At 37.4% G+C, this 25,093-nt stretch carries 29 protein-coding genes; all 29 read right to left on the bottom strand.

Translation table 11 applies throughout. The annotated features are described in order from the left end of the window. Positions 1–29 precede the first annotated feature (29 nt). Positions 30–617 (bottom strand): DUF1405 domain-containing protein, encoded by a 588-nt coding sequence (locus tag MHB55_RS09005; protein ID WP_154310931.1) that lies wholly within the window; start codon positions 615–617, stop codon positions 30–32. 117 nt (positions 618–734) lie between these two features. Next, positions 735–1,514, bottom strand: coding sequence for a menaquinol-cytochrome c reductase cytochrome b/c subunit (locus MHB55_RS09000; protein WP_144536869.1), 780 nt, complete (start codon positions 1,512–1,514; stop codon positions 735–737). Between the two features lie 41 nt (positions 1,515–1,555). Next, a complete protein-coding gene (qcrB, locus tag MHB55_RS08995; protein WP_144536871.1) occupies positions 1,556–2,230 on the bottom strand; it encodes a menaquinol-cytochrome c reductase cytochrome b subunit in 675 nt (224 codons plus the stop codon). 20 nt (positions 2,231–2,250) lie between these two features. Further along, positions 2,251–2,754 (bottom strand): ubiquinol-cytochrome c reductase iron-sulfur subunit, encoded by a 504-nt coding sequence (locus MHB55_RS08990; RefSeq protein WP_144536873.1) that lies wholly within the window; start codon positions 2,752–2,754, stop codon positions 2,251–2,253. 154 nt (positions 2,755–2,908) lie between these two features. Continuing rightward, the gene (locus MHB55_RS08985) at positions 2,909–3,358 is read right to left on the bottom strand and encodes a YpiF family protein (RefSeq protein ID WP_151110156.1); all 450 of its coding nucleotides are present in this window, start codon (positions 3,356–3,358) and stop codon (positions 2,909–2,911) included. A gap of 16 nt (positions 3,359–3,374) precedes the next feature. Next, on the bottom strand, positions 3,375–3,926 hold the full coding sequence (locus tag MHB55_RS08980; RefSeq protein ID WP_144536877.1) for a ReoY family proteolytic degradation factor: 552 nt from the start codon (positions 3,924–3,926) through the stop codon (positions 3,375–3,377). A gap of 20 nt (positions 3,927–3,946) precedes the next feature. Then, positions 3,947–5,191: a tetratricopeptide repeat protein gene (locus MHB55_RS08975; RefSeq protein WP_225216082.1), complete on the bottom strand. Its 1,245-nt coding sequence runs from the start codon at positions 5,189–5,191 to the stop codon at positions 3,947–3,949. Between the two features lie 94 nt (positions 5,192–5,285). Beyond that, the gene (aroA, locus tag MHB55_RS08970) at positions 5,286–6,578 is read right to left on the bottom strand and encodes a 3-phosphoshikimate 1-carboxyvinyltransferase (protein WP_151110158.1); all 1,293 of its coding nucleotides are present in this window, start codon (positions 6,576–6,578) and stop codon (positions 5,286–5,288) included. Between the two features lie 13 nt (positions 6,579–6,591). Further along, positions 6,592–7,689 (bottom strand): prephenate dehydrogenase, encoded by a 1,098-nt coding sequence (locus tag MHB55_RS08965; RefSeq protein WP_144536881.1) that lies wholly within the window; start codon positions 7,687–7,689, stop codon positions 6,592–6,594. Next, positions 7,689–8,789, bottom strand: a complete 1,101-nt coding sequence (gene hisC / locus MHB55_RS08960; protein ID WP_151110160.1) for a histidinol-phosphate transaminase — start codon at positions 8,787–8,789, stop codon at positions 7,689–7,691. Before hisC ends, MHB55_RS08965 begins: the two co-directional genes overlap by 1 nt. 22 nt (positions 8,790–8,811) lie before the next feature. Then, complete coding sequence (gene aroH, locus MHB55_RS08955) at positions 8,812–9,177, bottom strand: chorismate mutase (protein WP_144536885.1); 366 nt, start codon at positions 9,175–9,177, stop codon at positions 8,812–8,814. Next, entirely contained in the window at positions 9,178–10,266 is a 1,089-nt protein-coding gene (gene aroB, locus MHB55_RS08950) for a 3-dehydroquinate synthase (RefSeq protein ID WP_154310932.1), read from the bottom strand. A 2-nt stretch (positions 10,267–10,268) separates the two neighbouring features. Then, the gene (gene aroC, locus MHB55_RS08945) at positions 10,269–11,450 is read right to left on the bottom strand and encodes a chorismate synthase (RefSeq protein WP_340863045.1); all 1,182 of its coding nucleotides are present in this window, start codon (positions 11,448–11,450) and stop codon (positions 10,269–10,271) included. Positions 11,451–11,600: 150 nt separating this feature from the next. Next, the gene (locus MHB55_RS08940; protein WP_151110167.1) at positions 11,601–12,371 is read right to left on the bottom strand and encodes a CheR family methyltransferase; all 771 of its coding nucleotides are present in this window, start codon (positions 12,369–12,371) and stop codon (positions 11,601–11,603) included. A 606-nt stretch (positions 12,372–12,977) separates the two neighbouring features. Continuing rightward, a complete protein-coding gene (ndk, locus tag MHB55_RS08935; protein WP_144536893.1) occupies positions 12,978–13,424 on the bottom strand; it encodes a nucleoside-diphosphate kinase in 447 nt (148 codons plus the stop codon). A gap of 80 nt (positions 13,425–13,504) precedes the next feature. After that, positions 13,505–14,470 carry a heptaprenyl diphosphate synthase component II gene (hepT, locus tag MHB55_RS08930; protein ID WP_144536895.1) on the bottom strand — a complete coding sequence of 322 codons (966 nt, stop codon included), beginning with the start codon at positions 14,468–14,470 and terminating at the stop codon, positions 13,505–13,507. Between the two features lie 29 nt (positions 14,471–14,499). Beyond that, complete coding sequence (locus MHB55_RS08925) at positions 14,500–15,204, bottom strand: demethylmenaquinone methyltransferase (RefSeq protein WP_144536897.1); 705 nt, start codon at positions 15,202–15,204, stop codon at positions 14,500–14,502. Positions 15,205–15,219: 15 nt separating this feature from the next. Continuing rightward, positions 15,220–15,969, bottom strand: a complete 750-nt coding sequence (locus MHB55_RS08920) for a heptaprenyl diphosphate synthase component 1 (RefSeq protein WP_144536899.1) — start codon at positions 15,967–15,969, stop codon at positions 15,220–15,222. An 89-nt stretch (positions 15,970–16,058) separates the two neighbouring features. Continuing rightward, the gene (gene mtrB / locus MHB55_RS08915; RefSeq protein ID WP_144536901.1) at positions 16,059–16,280 is read right to left on the bottom strand and encodes a trp RNA-binding attenuation protein MtrB; all 222 of its coding nucleotides are present in this window, start codon (positions 16,278–16,280) and stop codon (positions 16,059–16,061) included. Between the two features lie 67 nt (positions 16,281–16,347). After that, a complete protein-coding gene (gene folE, locus MHB55_RS08910; protein WP_340844377.1) occupies positions 16,348–16,917 on the bottom strand; it encodes a GTP cyclohydrolase I FolE in 570 nt (189 codons plus the stop codon). A 178-nt stretch (positions 16,918–17,095) separates the two neighbouring features. Beyond that, positions 17,096–17,368 (bottom strand): HU family DNA-binding protein, encoded by a 273-nt coding sequence (locus tag MHB55_RS08905; protein WP_144536905.1) that lies wholly within the window; start codon positions 17,366–17,368, stop codon positions 17,096–17,098. A 173-nt stretch (positions 17,369–17,541) separates the two neighbouring features. Beyond that, complete coding sequence (gene spoIVA / locus MHB55_RS08900) at positions 17,542–19,020, bottom strand: stage IV sporulation protein A (RefSeq protein ID WP_144536907.1); 1,479 nt, start codon at positions 19,018–19,020, stop codon at positions 17,542–17,544. Positions 19,021–19,101: 81 nt separating this feature from the next. Next, positions 19,102–19,809: a hypothetical protein gene (locus MHB55_RS08895; protein WP_144536909.1), complete on the bottom strand. Its 708-nt coding sequence runs from the start codon at positions 19,807–19,809 to the stop codon at positions 19,102–19,104. 13 nt (positions 19,810–19,822) lie between these two features. Next, entirely contained in the window at positions 19,823–20,002 is a 180-nt protein-coding gene (locus MHB55_RS08890; protein ID WP_225216090.1) for a DUF2768 domain-containing protein, read from the bottom strand. Between the two features lie 109 nt (positions 20,003–20,111). After that, positions 20,112–21,131: an NAD(P)H-dependent glycerol-3-phosphate dehydrogenase gene (locus MHB55_RS08885; protein ID WP_340863044.1), complete on the bottom strand. Its 1,020-nt coding sequence runs from the start codon at positions 21,129–21,131 to the stop codon at positions 20,112–20,114. A gap of 23 nt (positions 21,132–21,154) precedes the next feature. Further along, the gene (gene der, locus MHB55_RS08880; protein ID WP_144536913.1) at positions 21,155–22,465 is read right to left on the bottom strand and encodes a ribosome biogenesis GTPase Der; all 1,311 of its coding nucleotides are present in this window, start codon (positions 22,463–22,465) and stop codon (positions 21,155–21,157) included. A gap of 122 nt (positions 22,466–22,587) precedes the next feature. Further along, the gene (gene rpsA / locus MHB55_RS08875) at positions 22,588–23,730 is read right to left on the bottom strand and encodes a 30S ribosomal protein S1 (RefSeq protein ID WP_154310939.1); all 1,143 of its coding nucleotides are present in this window, start codon (positions 23,728–23,730) and stop codon (positions 22,588–22,590) included. 93 nt (positions 23,731–23,823) lie between these two features. Continuing rightward, positions 23,824–24,411, bottom strand: a complete 588-nt coding sequence (locus MHB55_RS08870; RefSeq protein ID WP_340844375.1) for a lysophospholipid acyltransferase family protein — start codon at positions 24,409–24,411, stop codon at positions 23,824–23,826. Next, positions 24,412–25,083, bottom strand: a complete 672-nt coding sequence (gene cmk, locus MHB55_RS08865) for a (d)CMP kinase (protein WP_144536918.1) — start codon at positions 25,081–25,083, stop codon at positions 24,412–24,414. Between the last annotated feature and the right edge of the window lie 10 nt (positions 25,084–25,093).

Genomic DNA, 25,093 nt, shown 5'->3' with positions numbered 1-25,093 from the left:
ACTAATTTTAATAGGAAACGGATCTACAATCAACTAATATGATTTGACCTTCTTTGATAAATGGATATTGCAAGTAGAATACATGCAATTGATAGCCAGAAAGTAAAGTAACCAATATTATTGGCATAATCACTTAAGCTTCTATAGGTTGGCATTTGTCCAAAAACGTAATCAATAACGTCATTATGTAAGGTCCATATTGCCGCGATTAAAATATGGCCAAGTTTAAAACGATAGAAAGGAATATATAAAACAGCCTGTAAAGCCATAGCAAAATGAGATGCAACTAGCATCCACCCCATCCATCCAATACCTCCAGTTTCCACATATGTCCATAGATTCATAACTACAGCCCATAAACCGTATTTAACTAATGTAATTAGTGCTAATGCTTCTATTAGCTTCCAATTCTTTTTAAGCAGCCAGCCAAGAAGAGCTATCGTAAAGAAAAGACTCGCAGTCGGGCTGTCTGGTACAAATATTAAAAACTTAGCTTCAGTAACAGATAATTGCCCTTCATACCAAATGTAACCATAAATCGTGCCCAGAAGATTTACAAAAAACAATAACCACATAAAGGATTTGTTGTAAAGCAACATCTTTAAATGCATTAACATATATATTACCCAATCTCCTCTTTTTTATAATTCAGTTATTTTGTAACATAGTTGTACCATTAAAAAATTTATAGCTAAAAAAGAGAGCCAGTTACCTGACTCCCTTAATAGTAAAGATTATTCTACTGGCTGTAAGGTTGTTATAAACTCAGCAAGCTGTTGTAATTCCTCTTCTGTTCCTTGGAAAGAGCCAGGTGGCATAGTTCCAATCCCTTCATGAGCAATATTAACAATTTCTTCAGCTGTATATTCTAAACCAATAAGTGGCTTACCTATACCGCCTTCAAATGCATTACCATGACAACCTATACAGGAAGATCCCTGATAAATTTCATAGCCTGGTGCTGTTTCATCAATTTCCACAGCGACTTCTTCTCTAATTTCACCTTGTGCTTTAGCAGCTTCCCAGTCATGGTTTGCTACAGATTCCCAAGTTAAGAAAATGATGGAAGCGATTGCTAGAAGCATGAAACCAGTTGGTAAAGGACGTTTCCATGGGCTTCTTTCCTTGCTTGTATCTAAGAATGGTACTAGTAAAAGTGCTCCGAAAGCAAGTCCTGGCATAACGATTGCACCGATAATATTATATGGTCCAGAAGCAAATTCGTATTTTAATAATTGATATAAAAATAGGAAATACCAGTCAGGTAAAGGAATATATCCTGTGTCCGTTGGATCAGCTGGTCGCTCTAACGGCGATGGATGTGCGACTGTCAATACTAAATAACCGACTAAAAATACTGCTCCAACTAACCATTCTTTTAACAAGAAATCAGGCCAGAAAGCTTCTGTTTTACCTGGATACTCAGAATAGTCTTTAGGAGTTTTCTTTTTACGGCTAGAAGGATCCGTTACACGAGAATCTCCAACAAATTTCAAACCTTTTCCGCGATGCATATTGTCCCCTCCTTTTAAGAATTATCTGTTCCACTTACCCATTATAGTGGCCCAGAAATACCTTGACGACGAATCATGATAAAGTGAGCTGCAAGTAAAGCAAAAAGAGCAGCTGGCAAGAAGAATACATGAATCGCGAAGAATCTTGTTAATGTTTGTGCACCGATGATTGTTTCATCACCAGCTAATAACGTTTTGATCATGCCACCAATAACTGGAACAGATGCGGCAATTTCAATACCTACTTTTGTAGCGAACAATGCTTTCATGTCCCAAGGAAGTAGGTAACCTGTAAATCCTAAACCTAACATAACAGCGAATATTAATACTCCGACCATCCAGTTTAGTTCACGAGGTTTTTTGTAAGAACCAGTAAAGAATACACGTAAAGTATGTAAGAACATCATAACAATTACAAGTGATGCTCCCCAGTGATGCATCCCACGCACGATTTCACCGAATGCTACTTCGTTTTGAAGGTAGTAAACAGATTCCCATGCATTCTCGATATCAGGTACGTAATACATTGTTAAAAACATACCAGAAAGAATTTGAATAACTGTGATGAAGAAAGTTAATCCTCCGAAACAATAAACAAATGCTGAGAAATGATGTGCAGGGTTTACGTGTTCTGGTACTTCATGGTCTGCGATATCACGCCATATAGGTGTAATATCAAGACGTTCATCCACCCAATCATAGATTTTATTAAGCACTGATGTCGTACCCCCTTACATTAAACTAATGTGTTAGTTATAGCTTTTCCAATTTCTAAGAAACCGTCATTTTCACGTACTTCAAATTGATCCAACGGACCTAGAGGTGGTGTTTTTGCAACATTCTGTCCGTTTTTCTCGTAACGACCTGCGTGACATGGACAGAAAAATTGGTTTTTGTGCGCTGGGTCACCTTCCCAGTTGACTGTGCATCCTAAGTGCTTACAGATTGGAGATAATGCGATAACGCTGTCTCCTTCTTTGTAAACCCATGCAGAGCTAGTTACATCAGACTTGTACCAGCCGTCTACCTGTTCAAAAGTAAAGTCTACTCGCTCAGGCACATCTGTAAGATCTGCAATTTTCTTCTCAGTCAGTACGAAGTCTCCACCTTCTGATTTTTGCAATACAGGATCAACTGCAAAACGTACCATTGGCATTAGCATACCTGCAGCCATAAATCCGCCAACACCCGTTAATGTATAACTTAAAAATTGACGTCTTGATACTTTATTGTTACTCATCCTTTTCCCCCCTCTAACTTAAAGGTCAGTCCAATGGACATACTTGCTTGAATTAATAATACTAGGACATTTCAATGATATATCAATAAAAATAGAAGGTCAATAATTCCTGCCACGAATTATGAACTTTGTGAACAATTAATGAAAGATATTGTCACGAATTTGCCCATTTTTTTGCAAAAAGCGGGATTAATTGTCTTAATTGATCTTCCAATACGGATATTTTCATTTTTTGATCCATGGAATCAAGTGGTATTGATGGGAACCATATTACATTTTGATCCTCCCCCATTGTACTCCACTCTCTATCAGAAGTAACGTAAAATGTGTGTTTAAACCCAGCTTTTTTTAATTCCTCATTCCAAGCATCTAGTAATGATAGCTTGTCCTGATTATTTGTGTAAGAGAAGGAAGGAAATAAAACAATCCTTCCTTTAAATTGATTTTCAATTGTGTTGGCTAACGATAAGGTAAAATCAGCTGCAGAAGCAGCAAATGGGAAGCCATGCTCTGAACCGTCTATTAATATTAGTGGAATTATTGCTGTGTCTATATATTCTTTTTGTGCTTGAAAAACTGCGCTATCTTTTCCGTTCCAATGCATGATAATCTCATCTCTCCTATTTTTCTCTATACGGAAGATTTTTCCACAATGCGGAAAGCTCGAGAAATTTTTCTTTATTGTTTTCGTCAATTGCTTGATCAATCTGTTTTTTCAACTGCTCAGCCTGAAAAGATTGCAAGCTTTCTGTCAATATATCTTCTGCTATCATCTTATCTTTTTCACTAATATGCAAGTATTTCGGCATATAAGGGTTCTCTTCTAAAACCGCTAGGTACTCCGGACTAGGAGGAAGTGTTTGAAAGTTCAACTGAATATACATTTCTTCCTCTGGGTGCAATCGAAGATCATGAAATGATTTTTCTGCATCCGCGGTCATGATACTACCTTTGTAGAATCTAAAAGGTATTCCGGAGGAAGTAGTTACAGACATAATCATAGCACGAGGGCAATAATGAGCTTCCTCCACAAAATGTACATTGTTCAACATTGTTTCATGGCTTATTAAGTAATTTAAAATCCACACGCACTCTCTTCTTTTCATTTGATACTTTTTCAAAAACCAACGGACAAACTCTTTTTTCTCGCCAACTGAAACAGAAGCAGTCACATAACCTCTCCTTCCTATCTTTATTCCATCATGTCAAACCATTCACTGTTTTCAGGCTGAAGCTTCTGCAATTTGGAAATGATTTCTTTAGCTTCTTCACGCTTACCTTCTTCTAAAAGGAAGTATAAGTATTTTTCTAAAAATGCTACATCCTCTTTATGTTCAGTATATGCAAGTTTATAAAATTCGTATGCTTTTTCATACATTTCTAAACGTTCATATGCCTCTGCTAGAAGTGGATACATAGATGACCATTCAAATTGCTCCTGTTTTAAGGCCTCATATAGTTCAATCAGTTCTTCATCCATCTCTTCCTGTGAAAACAAAGAAGAAAGTATGTAGATAGCATCCATATATTCTGGATCTAATGCTATAGCTTGCTGAAGAAAACTTTCTGCTTCCTTCACTCTACCCAATTTCAATGAAATTTTACCTGCAAATAAATAATATTCTTTTTCAAATTCATCTCGAGCTATTCCGTTCGTAATAGCCTCTAATGCTTCCTCGTTCTTTTCTAGCATTGCATAAGTTTCTGCCAGGAGCATATACCCTGAGAAGAAATCTGGATCAATTTCTAAAAGATGATTTAAATGTTTTGCTGCAGTCTCATATTGTCTAGCTTGGAAAAAAGCATAAGCAGCTTGGAATAGAACCTCAGGAGCCGCTTCCTTCTTTAATGCATCTGTGTAATAAGGAATCGCCTCTTCATAAGCAGCACCAGCACTATAAATTTCAGCTACTTTTAAAGGTAAATTTACTCCTTGTAGTTCATTTTGAGAAGCTAACAGCTCTTCCATTAATCGCGCAGCCTCTAAATATCTCCCCGTTTCAAACAATAGCTCGCCTTTTGCATATTGCAGTAATGGCTCTTTTGGTAAAATAGCAATTGCTTCATTTATTTTATGTTCAGCAACCTCATATAAACCAATCATTTGATAATAATCAGCTAAAGTAAGCAAAGCCTGTGGATAGGACTCACTTTTCTTTTCTATATTGCTTAGCATTTCCAAAGCATCGTCTTCTTTATTCAATTCTAAATATAATTGTGCCTGATCTATTTTGAGCTGATCCTCTTCTGGGAATATAAAGTTTAAATGCTCTAAAAGCTTTAATGCCTCTTGGACAAATCCATACTCTGTCAACATATCAGCTAACTCATACTGCTCATCCGGATCTCCTTCTAGCAAGAACGCGTCCAGCATTACTCCTAACTTTTCTATATCTCCATTCTCCATTACTCGAATAAAGGGCATCATTCTTTCCATATCATCACCATTCCTTCTCATTTATTAATCGTACAAGAACTTTTAAAGTAGAACAAGAAAAAGACTCTCCTTATTAGGGAGAGTTATGGAAAAGTTATTGTTTCGTGACTTTTTCTATATGTTCAAAGAAATTTGGATAAGAAACAGCAATACATTCATGATTGTCGATTGATACCGATCCCTCTGTAATTAGTGCCGCAATAGCAGCCATCATCCCAATACGATGGTCTCCGTAAGTCAATAATTCTCCGCCATGCAATGGAGTTGGCCCTTCTATGATCATCCCGTCTTCTGTAGGAGTAATATTAGCTCCAAGTTTTCGTAGTTCATTAACAACTGCGTCTATGCGATTTGTTTCTTTTACTTTTAATTCTTCTGCATTTTTGATAATTGTTTTTCCCTTAGCTTGAGTTGCTAGAAGAGCTATTACTGGTATCTCATCTATTAATCTAGGAATTAGATCGCCTCCTATAGTTGTACCTTTTAAATCTGACGTCTCAATAGTCAAAGCACCGATTAGCTCGTGACTTGTATTTTCTGATATATCGATTGTTAAAGATGCACCCATAGATTGTAATACGTCAATGATCCCTGTCCGAGTTTTATTTAACCCTACATTGGTCAGCTCCAACCTACTCTTTGGAGAAATAGCCCCCGCAACCAAGAAAAAGGCAGCAGATGATATATCCCCAGGCACTATTACATGAGTACCTGTTAGCTTTTGCCCACCGTGAAGACGAATCATTCTGTCCTCAACTTGAATATTTACTCCAAAATGACTAAGCATTTTTTCTGTATGGTCACGAGTAGTCTCTATTTCTTCTACTATTGTTTCACCTTCAGCATTCAAAGCAGCTAATAATATAGCAGATTTAACTTGAGCACTTGCTACAGGCATTTTATAATGGATGGCCTGCAAATTTGACCCCTCCACTGATATTGGGGTGTACTGTCCATTTGCTCGACCAATCAGTTTTGCGCCCATTTGCTTTAATGGCTCAGTAACTCTTTTCATAGGCCTTTTTTGAATTGACTCATCCCCTATTAGTACAGAGGAGATATTAGATCCTGCTAATATTCCAAGCATTAAACGAGTTGTAGTTCCAGAGTTACCAGTATATAAAATCTCATCAGGTTCTTTCCATGTAGAAATCCCGTTGCTTTTTATTTCTACACGGTCCTCTTCTACCTTTATATCAACCCCGAGCTTTGAGAAGCAATCAATTGTACTTAAGCAATCATCACTCTGTAGGAAGCCTTCTACTGTTGTAGTTCCTTCTGCGATAGCCCCAAACATAATAGAACGATGAGAAACTGATTTATCCCCTGGTATTTTAATACTTCCTTGTAAGGAAGGCTTATCAAAATTTAATAGTTTATCTGACATCGTAGATCCCTCCCTAAGCAATATATGTATCAAATGAGGTATGAGTAGCAATACATTTAACAGCCTTCGCACGGTCTTCCATCGACTGAAAGCTAATGACCAAAATACCAAATATGTCTTCTCTTGTTTCCACAATACGCAAATTTGTTATACTTATATCCTCTTTTGCTAAATAACCAATAACTTCGGAGATAACACCGGCATAATCCGGAACATCCACATACAGGTCATATACACTATATAATGCTCCTTGAGCAATTGGTAGATCATCTCGAATTTGTTTTGCCTGTGCAAAGTATTCCTCGATATCTTTTTGGTCTGCCTTTTCTATAAGATGCTTTAATCGTAACATCTCCTCCGTCCAAAGCTGAAGCTGATTACTAATTTCCTGGCGGTTTTGCATCGTTATGTCTCTCCACATAATCGGGTTGGAAGAAGCAATACGAGTTATATCTCGAAAACCACCTGCTGCTAGCTGCTTTGTAAAAGGAAAGCTCTTATTTTCCTCTGACAGTTGATGTACAAGTGAGGCTGCTATTAAATGAGGGAAGTGGCTAACAGTTGCTGTCATATGGTCATGCTCCTGTGCACTAATCTCAACGAGCTTTGCTTTAGTAACTAGCAAAATATCCTTAAGTCTCTTTAAATTTTCCTCCGCTTCGTCTACAAAGGGAGTAAGCATATAATATGCATTTTCAAACAAATAGGCACGAGCTGCTCCTATACCACTTTTATGGGAACCAGCCATCGGATGCCCCCCAATAAAAGTAATTCCAAAATGCTTAAGTACTTCAGCAGCATTCATTATTTCATTCTTCGTGCTACCCGTATCCGTAATGATCACATTTTCTTTTAGTTTCCATGTTGGAAGCAGCTTCATAAGGTCGATTGTTATACTGACTGGAGTTGCAAATACGATAATATCTGCTTGCTGTGCAGCATCTTCCATATTAGAAGCAATTTCATCAATTACCCCTAGCTTTTTAGCAGTAACAAGAGAATTTTCATTGCTATCATAGCCTACAATAGTCAGACCGTCTTTCCTCTTTAGCCCTAAAGCTAGAGAGCCTCCTATGAGACCAAGTCCAATAATGAAGATGGTTTGTTTCATTAAATTACCCCTACCTCTGTCAATACTTCATCTAGTTTTTGAAGTAATTCTTCATTTTGTTCTTTTGTTCCAATAGTAATTCTAAGATACCCTGGTTTTCCTAAAGCATTACCACTGCGAACGATATATCCACGCTGCATAAGCCCTTGGAAAACTACGTCACTATCAGCTTTTACTTCCATCAAAATAAAATTTGTGTGAGAAGGATAGAAGTGCAGCTTTCGCTCTTTACAATATGCTTCGAATTGAGATTTCCCAGCATTATTTTTTTCTTTGCAATCAGCGATGAATTGCTGATCGCTCAGTCCTAATATGGCTACTTCCTGAGAGATGACGGTATTGTTAAATGGCTCTCTCGTCGGCTCTAGCTGACTAATTACTTCCTCAGAACCTACTGCGTAACCTACACGGAAGCTTGCTAACCCATAAGCTTTTGAGAAGGTACGCATCACTAAAACATTGGGATGTTTTTCTATTAACTGAATAGAATCTTCATAACTACTATCCGTAATGTACTCTGTATAAGCTTCATCTAATACGATTAATACATCACTTGGTGCTTGCTCTACAAAAGCCTTTATTTTATCGCTTGGAGTTAGAGTCCCTGTAGGATTATTAGGATTACAAATCCAAACAATTGCTGTGTTTTCATCGATGGCCGCAAGCATTTTTTCTAAATCATGCTCTCCCTCTGCTGTAAGAGGAACAGTACGTGCTTCTGCGCCCTCCACCACGGCATTATGCTTGTATTGACCAAAAGTTAAATCTGCCATAATAGTATTTAAACCAGGCTCTAGAATCGCTCTGGAAACGATTAATATATTCTCGTCAGAGCCGTTACCAAATAACAATTGCTTTTCGGAAATATTCAAACGGTTAGCAACCGCCGTGCGAAGCTTAGAGGCATATCCATCTGGATATAATGCAAAATCTATATTAGCATTTGCCAAAAATTCCTTTACTTTTGGTGAAGCACCATATGGATTTTCGTTAGATGCAAGCTTTGTAACCTTTTCAAGATTAAAGGCCTTCTTAACTTCATCCATTGTTTTTCCTGGTTGGTATGCTTGTAATCCAGCAATTTGTTTTTTGAATTTCATTCTATTTACCCCAATTCTATTATTATCTTTTTAATAAATCTGGTCTCAATTGAATTGCCTTGTTTAAATATATGTGTTGTATATCCTTTTGTGATTTCTCTGTATTGACATGCATCATTAAACGTATGCATTTCTCTAGCGCACCCGGGACATTCATTTCGTGCGTACACATTACCGGGACATGCGACCATCCTTCTATACCTCTCACAGCCCTCGCAGGAAATGCTGAAGTAATATCCGTAGTGGTGCTAATAATGACAGAAGCGATTGACTCAGGATCAATGTCGTTCGCCTTGACCATTTCTAAAGCAAGACGGGACGTTTCTTGCATTACTTGCTCATTAGAATCTGCATCCACTGTTGTTGCTCCTCTAACGCCTCTAATCAATTATTTCCCCTCCATTATCCATTTTCGTAATTGTTCGTCACACTGTTTTATGTCTTCCATTGGAACAACCTTTATAAAAGGCACTCCAATGGTGTCAAGTAATGCAAAATGCAGTTGCTTTTTCATTGTCTTTTTATCCTTCAGCATGAAATCCGCCAATTGCTCAAAGGGACATGCTAAAACCTGCTTTATATCATATCCAAGTCTAATAGCCAACGAATAAAATGATTTTGCAAAGCCATTAGGCAGATGGCCGAACTTTTCACTAAGCATTAGTGCGGGAACCATTCCAATCATTACTGCTTCCCCATGTGAAATCTTTCCGTATCCAATGGATGCTTCTACTGCGTGACCATATGTATGCCCAAAGTTGAGATATTTTCGGAAGCTGCTCTCTTTTTCATCCATTTCAACAATTTTGGCTTTGACACGAATGCCCTTATCCAGCCATTGTAACAATTGAAGTTTATCTAGATTATTTAATGAAGTAAGCTGGTAAAATTCCTCCACCCACTTATTATCGCTAATAAGTGAATGCTTAATAACCTCAGCCATGCCGGACTTAACCTCTCTTAGGGGAAGTGTCTTTAAAAAGTGAAAATCATAAATCACTTCTTTCGGCTGATAAAAAGCACCTATCATATTCTTTCCAATCGGATGATTAATCGCTGTTTTTCCACCAACAGAGCTGTCATGTGCAAGGATAGTAGTAGGGATTTGATAGAATGCAATGCCTCGCATAAAGGTAGCTGCAACAAACCCTGTTAAATCTCCTACAGCCCCTCCCCCAAAAGCAAATAGGGCAGAGTTCCGTGTAGCTCCCTCCTGTAAAAGAAAGGTTTGTACATTTAAATAGGATTCAAAGGTTTTACAGGACTCGCCAGTTGGAACAATACATATTTTAAACGGCGCAGTAAAATTTTCTCTTACATAGTCCTCATGTAAACTCCAAACAATTTCATCGCTTACGATAATTAACTGATCATAGTCTTCTAGCTTTTTTTTATTTCTGAAGGAAAAATCCTCAAGGATGCCTTCTCCAAGATGCACCTCGTAAACAGAGGCATTTGTTCTAACTGGGATAATCATGTTCAAAACCCCTTTGTATACGCTCTATGTCTTTCAATATCTGCTTTTAAAATATCCATTTGATCGCCTTTAATAGTATCTAATACAGCTGAAGCAACCTCCCAGGCAATAACGTTTTCTGCTACTACAGATGCTGCTGGTACTGCACAGCTATCAGATCGTTCAATGCTTGCTTTAAACTGCTCCTTTGTATCGATATCGACACTTTGTAATGGTTTATATAATGTTGGTATAGGCTTCATCACACCTCTTACAACAATCGGCATTCCTGTTGACATACCACCCTCGATACCACCAAGTCTGTTTGTATCACGAACGTATCCCTCTTCTTTGTCCCAAGAGATTTGATCGTGCACTTGACTACCAAACAAGTTAGCCATCTCAAATCCTAGGCCAACCTCGACTCCCTTAAATGCATTGATACTCATCATTGCCATAGCGAGTTTACCGTCAAGCTTTCGATCATAATGAACATAGCTTCCAACACCTGCAGGCATACCTGTAATTATTACCTCAACGACTCCTCCAATAGTGTCTCCTGCTTTTTTAGCTTGGTCAATTGCCTCTACCATCTTCGCAGAAGCTTCAGAATCTAAACAATAGACAGGGTCTGCCTCCACTTTCTCACGAATTTCATCAATCGACATTCCTTCTGCTAAATTTAAATCTGCTTCAATACCACCTATTTTGGTTACATGAGCAACAATGGAAATACCAAGCTCATTTAATAATTGTTTTGCTACTGCTCCAACTGCCACTCGGACGGTTGTTTCTCTAGCAGAAGAACGTTCTAAAACATTTCGTAGATCACGATGGCCATATTTCATACCACCGACAAGATCTGCGTGACCTGGACGAGGTCTTGTAATCTTTCTTTTAATCTCGTCCGGATCCACGTCTTCTCCAAGCGGTTCAATGCCCATAATATGAGTCCAATGTTTCCAATCATCATTATTAACTACTAGGCAGACTGGAGATCCTAGTGATTTACCGTGACGCACTCCTGCTGTGATGGCAACTGTATCTTTTTCTATTTGCATACGTCTTCCACGGCCATGTCCACCTTGACGTCGTTTTAATTCCTTGTTTATCTTTTCACCTGTAATCTCTAATTGGGCTGGTAAACCCTCTATAATGGCTGTTAGTTGTGGTCCATGTGACTCACCTGCTGTTAAATAACGCAAAACGCTTTCCCCCTTCAACTCGCTAAAGTATTTGTTTTCAACTATAACATATAAACTTAAAGTATAGAAGAAAAACTGTCCGTTTTTTATCGGACAGTTCCTCATTAAATGCCACTAATTCCTTGCTTAGCCAAACTTAATGCAATCTTACTACTTTTTTCTATAGAAAAAAGTATCCTCCGGTTCAAATCCGTATTTAGTAGGATTAAAAATTTGTTCTGTACTGCCAACAAAAAGTATCCCACCAGGACGTAATGAGTTGCTAAAACTTTGGTAAATTTGGTCTTTAGCTTCTTCAGTAAAATAAATCATGACATTGCGACAAATAATCAGATCGAGATTTTTCTCGTATGTATCCATTAAAAGATTATGCTTTTTAAAGGTAACTGTTCGTTTAATAATATCATCTATTTTATAAAATGAAGTTTGCTTCTCAAAATACTTATTCTTCATTTCAACTGGTACCTCGGCCAATGACCTTTCGGGATAGATACCTACCTTAGCTCTTTGGATTGCATTTTCATCTATATCAGTCGCTATAATTGATATTTGAGACAATGGTAGATGGTTTGAAAGCACCATGGCTGTAGTATAGGGCTCTTCTCCTGTTGAGCACGCAGCACTCCATATTTTTAATCGCTTATTTTCGGCTAACAGCTTTGGAAAAATTTTTTGTTGTAATACTTCCCATCTCTTACTGTTTCGATAAAATTCTGATACATTAATAGTCATCCTGTCTAAAAACTCATTCAGAAGATCTCGGTCTTTGTCTATCGCCTCAAAGAAAGAAATAAAATTCTTATAACCTTTTTTTTCATATAATGACGTTAAGCGACGTTTCATTTGGGCTTCCTTATATAAAGCTAAATCAATACCAGTTTTTCTTTTAATAGATTCGACAAATTTTATGTAATCTTGCAAATAATATCGTTCCCTTCCACTAGCCTATCTATAAAGTATAGCGCAATCTATTCGTTTAGAATATAGTTAAAAAACAGATAAATATGAACATTTACTTTAAATTCTTTTTTGTTAGATAAAATATAAAACATAGGATTAGAAGGAATTTAGCGAAGATAAGCAAACACATAGAAAGGAGGTGGTGGTCTCTTAGTAGTAGAGTAAAGAAGTTCTACCAATGGATAAATGAAAAGGAATTAATCATTGCATTTAATTTACGGACAACTGGTGCTTTGGCCAAGTGGCTTAAACATTAGCATTTCAAGTTGTTCACATTCATTGATTAGACTTTTAGTCATCATGATACTCAACACTTTTTAAATATGCCGACAATGGTCGATTGAAATGGAAGGCGCGAAGACTCTTACGCTAACAGCACAAGGCGAAGCACCGGGGCTGAGCGTAGAGAGGAAGAAGGCTGAGGCCGTGCCCAAAATGGAATTCGACAATTTCTTATATGTATTGTAAATAAAAAAAGACTATAAACAATTTCAAATTTCTTTGAGTTTGTCTACAGTCTGAAACCAACTCACCATTAAGAGAATTGGTTTTATTCATACATTTAAATTAGTTAACCCATTTGTTAGCATCTTTAGAGTAAGATACTAGCTCTTCTTGCTTGAAGAATAATCCAATTTCACGCTCAGCGCTTTCAGGTGCATCAGAACCGTGGATAATGTTTTTTCCAACAGTTACTGCGAAGTCACCACGAATAGTTCCTGGAGCAGATTCTTTTGGGTTAGTAGCACCCATCATTAAACGAGCTGTAGAAATAACATTTTCACCTTCCCAAACCATTGCAAAAACTGGTCCAGAAGTGATGAAGTCAACTAGTTCTCCGAAGAATGGACGTTCTTTGTGCTCACCGTAGTGTTGTTCTGCTAATTCAGTAGGAATTTGCATTAATTTTGCTCCAACTAATTGGAATCCTTTTTTCTCGAAACGACTAACGATTTCTCCAATTAAGTTACGTTGTACGCCGTCAGGTTTTACCATTAAAAATGTTTTTTCCATCATGAACACTCCTTCAAATATAAAATGGATTTTATTTCTCCACCGTTAAAAATACTAACATTACAGTCAATTAATTTCAATTAAAAGTTGCGTTTGCTCATAAATAATGCAACATTTTGCAAAGATTTCTTGGCAGAGTTTGTTGGAAGTTGTTTTACTTCATGCAGCGCCTTTTGTAAATACATATTACTTATTTGTTTAGCGCGTTTTATACCATCCGATTGACGAATCTCGTCAAGTAATACTTGCATCTCTCGCTCTTCAATTTCACCATCAAAGACTTTTTGCAATAGCGGATGGATAGTTGGATCGTTCTTTGCGTAAATAACAGGTAAAGTAATATTTCCCTGCAACAGATCACCACCAGCTGGTTTACCTAGCTCTTCCTCAGTGGATGTAAAATCTAAGATGTCATCAATAATCTGAAAGGACATTCCCACATAATAACCAAATCTCTTTAAATGCCTAACAGTCTTTTCATCTGCTCCGGATGAAATAGCACCTAATTCGCAGCTAGCCGAGATGAGGATTGCCGTCTTTCTTTTTATTCTTCTTAAATAATCTCTAACTGTCTGATCAACAAAACCCTTGTCCTCAATTTGAATAATCTCCCCGATACAAAGCTCAACCATCGTGTGCGAGAGAACTTCGTGGGCGTATGTATTTTTTACTGCTGTTATGTATTCAATAGCCTTAGCAAAAAGAAAGTCACCTGTATACATAGCTACGCGGTTGTTCCACTGGGACTTCACCGTTTCTCGGCCTCTTCTAGTTTCAGCATCATCTATAACATCATCATGGACTAAAGATGCCATATGAATCAATTCGACAGAAACAGCAACTTGCTTAATAGACTCTATAGAATAGTTTCCAAATTTAGCGGAAAGCAGTACAAACACAGGGCGAATTCGTTTTCCCCCTGCTAGCAACAAATGAAGCGAGGCCTCATTCAATAAGTGGGAGGAAGAATTCACAGCTGCTGCTAATTCGTTTTCAATGACTTCCAAATCCGATTTAAGATCGGAATAAAGCAGTTTTAATCTCATCTTATCCACAGAAACAAACCTTCCCCCACTTAAAAATCTTTCTTAAAGCCAATATGTCTGGCTGCTGCCCCACCGCTGTATGGTTTACTATTAACGTTAACCATTCCTACCGTTTCAAATAATTTGGCAAGTTCCGCTCTATTAGGAAATTCCTTTGCAGACTCTTGTAACCAAGAATACTCTTTGTAGCTCTTAGCAAAAAGCTTTCCGAAAACTGGCATGATATATCTAAAGTAAAAGCGGAATCCAGCATTAAAAAGCTTGGAATCCGGCTGAGAGGTTTCTAAACAAACAATCATACCGCCTGGTTTAGCTACTCGATTCATTTCTTGCAACACTTGTTTATAATCCGGAACATTCCGTAAACCAAATCCAATAGTTACATAGTCGAATGTATTGTCTTCAAAGGGCAATTCCATAGCATTTCCATGAATCAATTCTATTTGTGGAATTTCCTTTACTTTTTCTTTTCCTACATTCAGCATATTTTGACTAAAATCTAGCCCTTTAACTGTTCCTGTAGGACCAACCTCTTTCGCTATTGCAATTGTCCAGTCCGCCGTACCACAGCAAACGTCTAAGGCGCTGCTTCCGTCTTTAACCTGCATTGCTTTCATCGTATCGCTGCGCCAAATTTTGTGCTGTTGAAAGCTTATGACAGAATTCATAGAATCGTAGTTCTCAGAGATTTTCTCAAAAACTTCATGGACATGCTGTTCTTTTGTTTTTCCCATGTGTTAAACCTTCTCTCAACTGCTTTTTAAAGCTTGTTCGGTCACTCGCTCTAAAATCGCATGCTTTACATTTTCTTTTAATATATTCGAGTATCTTACATCGCGCACCAAATTTTTTTCAACCGCTTCCATTTCAGCACGAAGAGTTTCTATCTTAGTCTGTAGCAGGAATGAGTTTCGGATATAAAATGTTTCTTCCCTATTTTCATATGCAGTTAACTCTCTTCTTAGAGCTAGAAGAAGTAAAGCTTCTTTCATGATAAATACATACTCATTGTAGGAAAAGTGCTCCATAAATTGTTCAATTGGCTTGCTTTCGATCAATTGAATAGATTGCATAAGCTCTCCATATGAGTAATCTAAGTGATCATAAAATCTTGTTTTATGCTCCGTGATAGATGAGACTCCTGAGGAAAAGATTTGAATTAACTCAATTTGCTTCCCCTTAGCTAATAGCTGATAATATTTCCCACTATAATAATCTCCAGCTAATACTTGTAATTGCTGCTCTTTTGTCGTTGCGTTTTGTTCCTTCACCAAATCATGAGCGGCAAGTGCTGCAAAAATAAGGGATACGGCAATGGTTGATTGTTTGTTCGCTTCAGCCCATTCTTCCCCATTGAGTAGCGGTAAAAGTGTAAAAAACAAACGATCTTCATCAATAACAGGTATTCCTGCATATTTTAACAGAGTATTATGCTGTATTTGCATGAGAATATCTTTTTTATATTGTTCTATATGATGTTTAATCAAAGATTCATTCATACACTTTACTCCATTTCCCAATCGCAGTTAGCTTTAATCTGTCATGATCAAATATATTATAACTAGCGATTATTGGCCATTTAGGTTAATTATTTCTTAGAATCACTTTGGATAATTCCATTGTCTGTATGAATAGAAGCTTTACCTCTAATTTTCATTGCAGATGTATGCTCTGTAAACTGAGCGATCATTACTTCACCTGTATCAAGTTTTTCTGAATGGTGAAATTTAGTATCTGAGCCACGAGTCAAGCCTATCACTTGTACTCCATCTTCCTCTGCCTTTATAACGATAAAATCTGAACTAGACATTACAATAGTCTCCTTTGTTCATAATCTAAATTCATCATACCATATTATTTACTATCCTCAAAAGTAGTTATTTCATTTGGATAAACGATAAAACCTCTGAACGTTTAATCTCGTCTGTTTCGTATATACCTCTTGCTACAGCAGTTACTGTCTTAGCGCCTGGTTTTTTTATCCCGCGCATCGTCATACACATATGCTCAGCCTCAATGACAACATAAACGCCATGTGGGTTAATCATTTCCATAATGTCGTCCGCAATTGTAGAAGTAATTCTTTCTTGAAGCTGAGGTCTTCTTGCTGTAACTTCTACCGCTCTAGCAAGCTTACTAAGCCCTGTCACTTTTCCATCTCTAGGTATGTATGCTACATGTGCCTTACCATAAAAAGGTACTAAATGATGTTCACACATAGAGAAAAAAGGTATATCTTTTACTAAAACTAGTTCCTCATGCTCCTCATTAAAAACTGTTTTGAAATGTTCTTTTGGATCTTGATGAAGCCCTTCAAACATTTCTGCATACATTTTAGAAACTCTTTTTGGAGTATCCAGTAATCCTTCTCTTGTAGGATCCTCCCCAATAGCTTCTAAAATCATCGTCACTGCATCTTCTATTTTTTTCAGATTGACCTTCGTCATCTGCTGACCCCCTAGATAAAACTGCATAATATGTCGTATGTATCTTAGCATATGAAACGCAGATAAGAAATAATTTTCACTTCACAGACAACACAAATTAATATTATATAACAAAAAGAAAAGAACGGCTACCATGAAGCAAGCTTCACAGTAACCGTTCTATGTACTACATCATCCATTATTTTACTGCATCTTTAAGTGCTTTACCTGGTTTAAAAGCAGGCACCTTGCTAGCAGCGATGTCGATTTCTTTACCTGTTTGAGGGTTACGTCCTTTACGTGCAGCACGTTCACGAACCTCGAAGTTACCAAAACCGATTAATTGAACTTTTTCACCATCTGCAAGAGCAGTTTGAATTGATTCAAATACAGCTTCAACCGCTTTAGATGCATCTTTTTTAGATAAATCAGCAGCCTCTGCTACAGAGTTCACTAATTCTGTTTTATTCATACTATTCACCTCCTCTCAAAGGAAGATAAGCTTCAATCCTGTAAAAAGAGTATCACAACCGAAAACCCTTCGCAACACTATTTGTCTGTGTTTGAGCAACTTTCCTAAAAAAAAAGGTAATTTAACAAAATAACGGGACTTTTTGCATAGTCGCAAAAAGCCCCAAATCATATTTATAAAATAAAGGTAACCATACCACGGTCTCCCTCATTTACCATTCTTTCAATTGTTTGACGCATTCTCTTCTTCGCAACCTGACTAACACTTTCTGTTTTATATCGAATGCTTTCTTTCATAACCTCTACAAGAGAAGTTCCAAAAACTTGTGTTTCCCATAATGCATCTCGGTCATGTAAGAACCCATGTTTTAAATCCTTTAGAAGCTGCTGACTATGAAATTCTGAGCCCAAAAGTGGGGCAAATTCCGCTTCCATATCTACACGAATAATATGAAGAGAGGATGCCTTAGCCTTTAAACTAACCCCGAAGAAATTATTTTGCTTAATAATTTCAGGTGCAGAAGGCTGGAAGTCTTGTATTGATGGCAAAGATACTCCATAACCAGTAGTTTTTGCTGCTTCAAGAGCATCGGCAAATCGATGATATGCTTTTTTAGCTGTTGAAGCCTCCTTCACAAACAAGAGCCAATCTTTTTTAGACGTAATCGGTTCATCTAGCCATTCATCGCAAACTTCTTGAAATACCTCTGGCTTAAGATCTATTTGAATACAAGCAGAGCCCCTACCTGGATCTGCTTCTATCACCTCTGCGGTTTTAATAAATGGTACTTCTTTAAATTTTGAAGCCAACTCTTTGACATCTCTCATTTTAGAAACAATTTGCAACCACTCCTGTAAAGAAGTCGTAATTTGATTGTTCACAAAATGATCTGGTTCCAATACATCTGTCCAATCAGGTTTTACCAGTTCAATATCCGTAATTGGAAATTCATAAAGCGCCTGTTGGAGTATGTACTGAATTTCATCCGCAGTCATTCTATCGACAGCGACTGGAATTACAGGCACCTCATGGTATTTTTGAAGCTCTTCACATAATTGAAGTGTTTCTAAATGGCCAGGCGTTTTACTATTTACAACAATAACAAAAGGCTTTCCTATTTCCTTTAGTTGAGTGATAATTTCATTTTCCGCTGATTCAGCTGCTCTTCTTGGAATATTATTCACAGTGCCATCGGTCGTCACTACAATTCCGATTGTGGAATGATCGCGTATGACTTTGTCAGTCCCAATTCTCGCTGCTTCTTCAAACGGAATAGCGTCATTGTGCCATGGTGTATGGACAAGTTTTTGCCCCTCTTCACCTGAGTGGGTTTTAATACCATCAATCATATAACCTACACAATCTACTAATCTAATTTGCAGCCGCAGTTGTTCTTCTCCCAAGTATATATTAGTGCCATGGGCTGGAACGAACTTAGGTTCTGCAGTCATGATGACGTTTCCAGGAGAGCTTTGTGGAAGTTCGTCTTGTGCTCGTAATCTTTCTGATTCCTCAACAATATTCGGTATTACAACTAGCTCCATTACTCTTTTGACAAACGTAGATTTACCTACCCTAACCGGACCTACTACACCAAGATACACATCGCCATTTGTTCTTTCTGCTATTTGTTCATACAGTTTACTAGACATCGGTATTCTCCTTTCTTCGCAATTTAATATATGCACTAAAAAAACGTTTCATGCATAACACATGAAACGTTTCCTATGTTGTTATTTATTGAGCATAAAAACTGGTTCGTTATTTTCATCGACTGTATATGGCAATGAATATGCAGGAACAATTGCGAAGTTGTCTGTTAGCAGAAAACGTATATCATCACCTGGCTTCACATTGACTTCTGTGTCTTGTAGCATTCGATTTAGCTCAATCGAATAGTCTACATACACTTTTCCGTCTCCAGTAGCCACTAAAGGGAGCATTGTGTCGGAATAAGGGCTTTGTACAGATAATTCATTCTTGTAGCCCATTTTTTTATAATCTAGCTTATAGACCCCTTCCGTGATTGTCTCAGCAATAGGGCCATAGCCATTAATACCTTTTCGATAGTTAATATCACGCAATGTATCTGCAATACGCAAATCTACCAATTTAACAGTTGGATTTTCCTCCACGTCCATTAAAACATACTGATAAATTCCACCTGCTTCGAATGAATTAGCCGGAGTTTTCCCTAAGTATGCGGGAACAATTTTCTTAAAATCTATTGGATATTTTATATATTGATCTGTTTCCTGCTCACGTGTTTTAATAGGCAACAAACCACCTGAAGCTTCTCTAAAGCTCTCTACTGCAGTTTGAACGGAATTTAGCTGGTCTTCATAAGGCAATAGGTTTTCTGGCTCGTAACCACCTTTAAAACCACATCCACTTAATACTAGTACAACCATCGCCATAACTGTTAATAATAGTTTTTTCATCCGAATCTCCTTACTAAGCTTTTGTTGGATTGAAAATGATATAAACCATTGTGATAAATCCTATGAATAGTAATATGTATGCTATTAGACCAAAGATGAATTTTAGGATTCGGTTAGAAAATTTATTTTTAACAAAAAACATTAATAACATAGCCATAAACATACATCCCATGGAACCAAAGGATATCCACATTTTGTCCATTGAAGAGACTAGTAACAAGAGTTTCCCCACCTTTCATGAAAATATTATATCACATGAAAAAAGAGTTGTTTTTTCATACAACTCTTCTTTATGTCAATTTTTAAAACGTCTTATAATCTTCCAATTCATTTTTTTTCGTACGGTGCATTAGTGAATCCACCGCTTCTTTCGGGTGTACATTTTCAAAAAGAACAGAGTGGAGAGCAGCCGTAATAGGCATATCGACTTCTTGTTTTACCGCCAGCTGATGAGCTGCTTTTGTCGTACGAACGCCTTCTACAATCATTCCTACTTCTTCTAGCACTTCCTCTAGACTTGCACCCTTACCAAGTAGATTACCTGCTCTCCAGTTACGAGAATGAACGCTCGTACACGTTGCTATTAAATCTCCCATACCTGTTAAACCTGAAAAAGTATAATGCTTGGCCCCTAAACTAATACCAAGTCTTGAAATTTCAGCTAATCCTCTAGTAATAAGAGCAGCCTTTGCATTGTCTCCGTAGCCAAGTCCATCTACGATTCCAGCAGCTAATGCAATGACGTTCTTTAAGGCGGCTCCTATCTCTACGCCGATAACGTCATCATTGGTATAAACTCTAAAATAATTATTCATGAATAAATCCTGAACTTTTTCAGCAGCTACCATGTTGTCACTAGCCACTGTAATAGTAGTAGGATGCTGAAGCACTACTTCCTCAGCATGGCTTGGACCAGACAAGACAACAATACCTTCAACTAAAGATGCTGGTATTTCCTCAGCAATCATCTCAGAAATTCGTTTCAAGGAATCTGGTTCAATTCCTTTAGAGACATGGATGAAAAGCTTTTTATCATTCATTAGCTTTACAAAGTCCTGACATACCTCTCTGATTGCTTTGGTAGGTACCGCAATTACAATCGTTGAAGCGTGCTCTATCGCTACTTTCAAATCACTTGTAGCTCTAAGATTTTCGGGTAATTTGGTATCAGGCAAGTACTGCTTATTGGTATGATCTTTGAGTATTTCCTCTGTTTGCTTCTCTCTGTGTGACCAAAGAAGACAATCATGGTTATTATGCGCAAGAACCATTCCAAGAGCCGTTCCCCAGCTACCAGCTCCAAGCACTGTAATATTCGCCATTTTTAATCCCCCTTTATGCTATTTTAAGTTCTAGCTCGAGTAATAATTTTAATAGGCGTACCTTCAAAATCAAATGATTCACGAATACGGTTTTCTAAAAATCTTTCATAAGAGAAATGCATTAACTCAGGTTCATTTACAAATACAACAAATGTAGGTGGTTTGATAGCCACTTGTGTCGCATAATAAATACGTAATCTTTTACCCTTATCTGTAGGAGCAGGGTTTCTAGCAACTGAATCTTCGATCACTTCATTTAAGATAGAAGATTGTACACGCATCGCATGATTTTCGCTTACTTGATTGATGACAGGGAAAAGTGCGTGAACACGTTGTTTTGTTTTAGCCGAAACAAATACTATTGGGGCATAATCTAAAAATTGGAAATGCTCACGAATTGATTTTGTCATTTCATTCATCGTTTTGTCATTTTTTTCAATTGCATCCCATTTATTCATAACAATTATTACAGCTTTACCACCTTCATGAGCATAGCCTGCAATCTTCTTGTCTTGTTCCTGAATACCTTCTTCTGCATTTAGAACAACTAAGACGACATCCGAACGTTCAATTGCTTTTAATGCCCTTAGAACGGAATATTTCTCAGTAGTTTCATACACTTTCCCTTTTTTGCGCATACCCGCAGTATCGATCATCACATAATCTTGTCCATCAAAAGAGTACTCTGTATCAATAGCATCTCTTGTTGTACCCGCTATATCACTAACAATAACACGCTCATGACCTAAAAACGCATTGATTAAAGATGATTTCCCTACATTTGGGCGACCAATTAGGGAGAACTTAATAACTTCCTCACCATATTCCTGCTCTTCTATATCAGGAAAGTTTTTCGCTACCTCATCCAATAAATCTCCTAGACCCAAGCCATGAGAACCGGAAATCGGAAATGGTTCGCCTAATCCTAAAGTATAAAAGTCATAAAGCATTTCACGCATATCTGGATTGTCGATTTTGTTTACTGCTAGCACAACAGGTTTCTTCGTTTTGTAAAGTATTTTAGCAACGTATTCATCAGCTGCCGTGACTCCTTCTCTACCATTTGTTAAGAAGATAATCACATCCGCTTCTTCCATTGCAATTTCAGCCTGTTGTTTAATTTGTTCTAAAAATGGTTCATCGCTTAATTCGATACCACCTGTATCGATTATATTGAATTCATGGGTAAGCCAATCAGCCGAGCTATATATACGATCTCGTGTTACTCCTGGAATGTCCTCCACGATAGATACACGTTCTCCTACAATGCGATTAAATATGGTCGATTTACCTACATTAGGCCTACCAACGATTGCTACTACTGGTTTTGTCATTACTATTACATCCTTCCAAACTTCGTCTAAGTTGTATTATACAACAAAATAATAAAAGCAGGCGACTTTATTGAAGTCACCTGCTTGAATAAGTTACATATTATGACGAAAAAAAGCTATTCTTATTTGTTAGTGAAGTCCTTTAAGCGGTCGCCTAGAACATCGCTAATAGAGAAGCCCTTGGATTCCTCTGGCATTTGATAATCAGCTAAGTTGAAACTATCTTCGTTCTCCACTAGCTCTTTAATGCTTAGTGACAAACGTTTTTCTTTGCTGTTTACATCTAACACCTTCACCTGTACTTCTTGCCCTTCTTTAAGTACTTCTTGAGGAGTACCTATGTGCTGGTGAGCAATTTGTGAAATGTGAACCAATCCCTCAACCCCAGGGAAAACTTCGACAAAAGCTCCGTAAGAAACTAAACGTCTAACCTTTCCTGTTAAAACAGAACCTTTTGAGGCCTTTTCTTCTAAATCAGACCAAGGGCCAGGTAAAGTATCTTTAATAGACAATGAAATTCTTTCCGAATCACGATCTATAGATAAAACTTTTACTTTAACTTCTTGTCCTTCAGTTAACACGTCCGACACATTGTCTAAGTGCTCATGAGATATTTGAGAGATATGAACAAGTCCATCTACTCCTCCAATATCTACAAATGCACCAAAGGAAGCTAATCTTTGCACTGTTCCTGGAACAACGTCACCGGGATTTATAGCATCAAGTGTTTTATTTTTATTTACCGACTTTTCGTCCTCTACTACCGCTTTATGAGAAAGGATTAATCGGTTTTTGTCTTTTTCAAGTTCTACAATTTTAAAGGTTAAAACTCGTCCTTTATAGTCTTCAAAGGATTCAACAAAGTAATCTTCAATTAGGGAAGCAGGTATGAATCCACGCACTCCTAAATCTACTACTAGTCCACCTTTTACAACCTCTTTAACTTCTGTTTCAATAATTTCTCCGGTTTGGAACTGTTTTTCTAAAGTTTCCCATGCTTTTTCAGCATCAACTTTTCTTTTAGAAAGAACATAGTTTGATTCTTCTACTTTTGTAATCATAAGTTCTAGTTCATCACCGATGGAAACGGAGTCGGATGCTTTTTCAATATGCAGGCTAGATAGCTCGCTAATTGGAACTATACCATCGAAAGGTGCACCTTCAATTGATACGATCACAGATTTTTCATCTACCTGTGCAACCGTCGCTTTTACCAGATCTCCTTCTTTAAACTCTTGCGTGTTTAAGTTCATTTCTTCTGACATATGATATTCCTCCTTCACAACGTCTCTTCTCTATTTTATGCGAACTTTCACAGAAATACAAAAAGAAGCACTTTTATAATAGAAATTTATATTTCAGTTAGTTTTATATTGCTCTATTAGCTTAGCAATTTGTTCCATTATTACTTCAGTTACTTCTTCAGCAGAGGCTCTTCTCTCTCTATATGGTTCCATATCAATTACTTCACCAAACACTATTTTTAAACGTTTAAAAGGTTTATAGGGTCCTATTATGGCACATGGCACTACATTTGCGTTTCCTCTCAATGCAAAAAAACCTGCACCAGCAAAGCCTTTTCCAAGTTTTCCGTCTTTACTTCTTGTCCCTTCAGGAAATAGTCCAACAACCTCTCCCTCTTTTAAAAGCTTTAACGCTTTACGTAAGGCATCACGATCGCTCATCCCTCTTTTTACCGGGAAAGCTCTTACTCCAGGTAGTATGCTTTTTAGTATAGGTATTTTAAAAAGCTCCTCTTTCGCCATAAAATTGACTGGCCGTGGAGCATTGATTCCAACAACAGGAGGATCTAGATTTTCTATATGGTTAGAACAAAGCAAGATTCCGCCCTCTTTAGGAAAATTTTCAGACCCTATCACTTCAAATCGATAAATCGGTTTTAAGACTGCAAAAACGACTGTTTTTGCAAAGGAATATAGCTCCAATCATACCATCCTTTCTTGTGCTAGCTGCATAATCTTATTAGAGACTTCCTTAATAGTAAGAGATGTAGTATCAATGAAAATAGCATCCTTCGCTTTTACTAAAGGAGATGCTTCCCTTTCGCTGTCTAATTTATCTCTTAAAGCTATGTCATGCATTAATTCTTCTAGGTTTGTATGAATTCCTCTTTTTTGATTTTCTAAAAATCTTCTGTTTGCTCGTTCCTCCACACTTGCAGACATGAAAATTTTAAGTTCTGCGTTAGTCAGTACGTGAGTTCCTATATCACGGCCATCCATAACAACTCCGCCATGCTTGCCCATTTCTATCTGTCTCTTTACCATTTCTTCCCGTAGATTTGCATGAGCAGCTACGACGGAAACGTTGGCAGTTACCTCTTTAGAACGTATTTCTTCGGTTACTTCTACTTGATCTAGGAATACTAGTTGTCCCTTTGGAGAAGGCTTAAGTTCAATAGAGGTTTCTTTCAGTAGCTCTGTTAGCTTAGTCCCATCTTGCAAATCTATGTTAAGTCCAAGCGCTTTATACGTAATAGCGCGATACATTGCTCCAGTATCTACATATGTATACCCTAATAATTCAGCTGTTTGTTTTGCTATTGTACTTTTACCAGCAGCTGCTGGGCCGTCTATTGCAATTTGAATTTGTTTCATTAATTTATCC

It is taken from the genome of Psychrobacillus sp. FSL K6-1267, assembly GCF_038003265.1.
In the GTDB taxonomy this organism is placed as follows: domain Bacteria; phylum Bacillota; class Bacilli; order Bacillales_A; family Planococcaceae; genus Psychrobacillus; species Psychrobacillus faecigallinarum.
Note: the sequence above shows the minus strand (reverse complement) of the source record. Positions and strands in the feature narration are given on the sequence as shown.

Bases quoted from the DNA above. Each gene is read 5' to 3' on its own strand.
- aroA (WP_151110158.1), bottom strand. From the start codon at position 6,578: ATGTCAGATAAACTATTAAATTTTGATAAGCCTTCCTTACAAGGAAGT.
- MHB55_RS08920 (WP_144536899.1), bottom strand. From the start codon at position 15,969: ATGAATGAATCTTTGATTAAACATCATATAGAACAATATAAAAAAGAT.
- MHB55_RS09000 (WP_144536869.1), bottom strand. From the start codon at position 1,514: ATGCATCGCGGAAAAGGTTTGAAATTTGTTGGAGATTCTCGTGTAACG.
- MHB55_RS09005 (WP_154310931.1), bottom strand. From the start codon at position 617: ATGTTAATGCATTTAAAGATGTTGCTTTACAACAAATCCTTTATGTGG.
- MHB55_RS08990 (WP_144536873.1), bottom strand. From the start codon at position 2,754: ATGAGTAACAATAAAGTATCAAGACGTCAATTTTTAAGTTATACATTA.
- MHB55_RS08905 (WP_144536905.1), bottom strand. From the start codon at position 17,368: ATGAATAAAACAGAATTAGTGAACTCTGTAGCAGAGGCTGCTGATTTA.
- hepT (WP_144536895.1), bottom strand. From the start codon at position 14,470: ATGAGATTAAAACTGCTTTATTCCGATCTTAAATCGGATTTGGAAGTC.
- der (WP_144536913.1), bottom strand. From the start codon at position 22,465: ATGACAAAACCAGTAGTAGCAATCGTTGGTAGGCCTAATGTAGGTAAA.
- ndk (WP_144536893.1), bottom strand. From the start codon at position 13,424: ATGGAAAAAACATTTTTAATGGTAAAACCTGACGGCGTACAACGTAAC.
- MHB55_RS08895 (WP_144536909.1), bottom strand. From the start codon at position 19,809: ATGAAAAAACTATTATTAACAGTTATGGCGATGGTTGTACTAGTATTA.
- MHB55_RS08975 (WP_225216082.1), bottom strand. From the start codon at position 5,191: ATGGAAAGAATGATGCCCTTTATTCGAGTAATGGAGAATGGAGATATA.
- MHB55_RS08885 (WP_340863044.1), bottom strand. From the start codon at position 21,131: ATGGCGAATATTACAGTGCTTGGAGCTGGTAGCTGGGGAACGGCTCTT.
- MHB55_RS08985 (WP_151110156.1), bottom strand. From the start codon at position 3,358: ATGCATTGGAACGGAAAAGATAGCGCAGTTTTTCAAGCACAAAAAGAA.
- cmk (WP_144536918.1), bottom strand. From the start codon at position 25,083: ATGAAACAAATTCAAATTGCAATAGACGGCCCAGCAGCTGCTGGTAAA.
- folE (WP_340844377.1), bottom strand. From the start codon at position 16,917: ATGACGAAGGTCAATCTGAAAAAAATAGAAGATGCAGTGACGATGATT.
- spoIVA (WP_144536907.1), bottom strand. From the start codon at position 19,020: ATGTCTAGTAAACTGTATGAACAAATAGCAGAAAGAACAAATGGCGAT.
- MHB55_RS08925 (WP_144536897.1), bottom strand. From the start codon at position 15,204: ATGGGAAAAACAAAAGAACAGCATGTCCATGAAGTTTTTGAGAAAATC.
- MHB55_RS08965 (WP_144536881.1), bottom strand. From the start codon at position 7,689: ATGAAACAAACCATCTTCATTATTGGACTTGGTCTCATAGGAGGCTCT.
- rpsA (WP_154310939.1), bottom strand. From the start codon at position 23,730: ATGTCAGAAGAAATGAACTTAAACACGCAAGAGTTTAAAGAAGGAGAT.
- aroB (WP_154310932.1), bottom strand. From the start codon at position 10,266: ATGATTATCCCAGTTAGAACAAATGCCTCTGTTTACGAGGTGCATCTT.
- MHB55_RS08890 (WP_225216090.1), bottom strand. From the start codon at position 20,002: ATGTGGATATCCTTTGGTTCCATGGGATGTATGTTTATGGCTATGTTA.
- mtrB (WP_144536901.1), bottom strand. From the start codon at position 16,280: ATGTCTAGTTCAGATTTTATCGTTATAAAGGCAGAGGAAGATGGAGTA.
- hisC (WP_151110160.1), bottom strand. From the start codon at position 8,789: ATGAAATTCAAAAAACAAATTGCTGGATTACAAGCATACCAACCAGGA.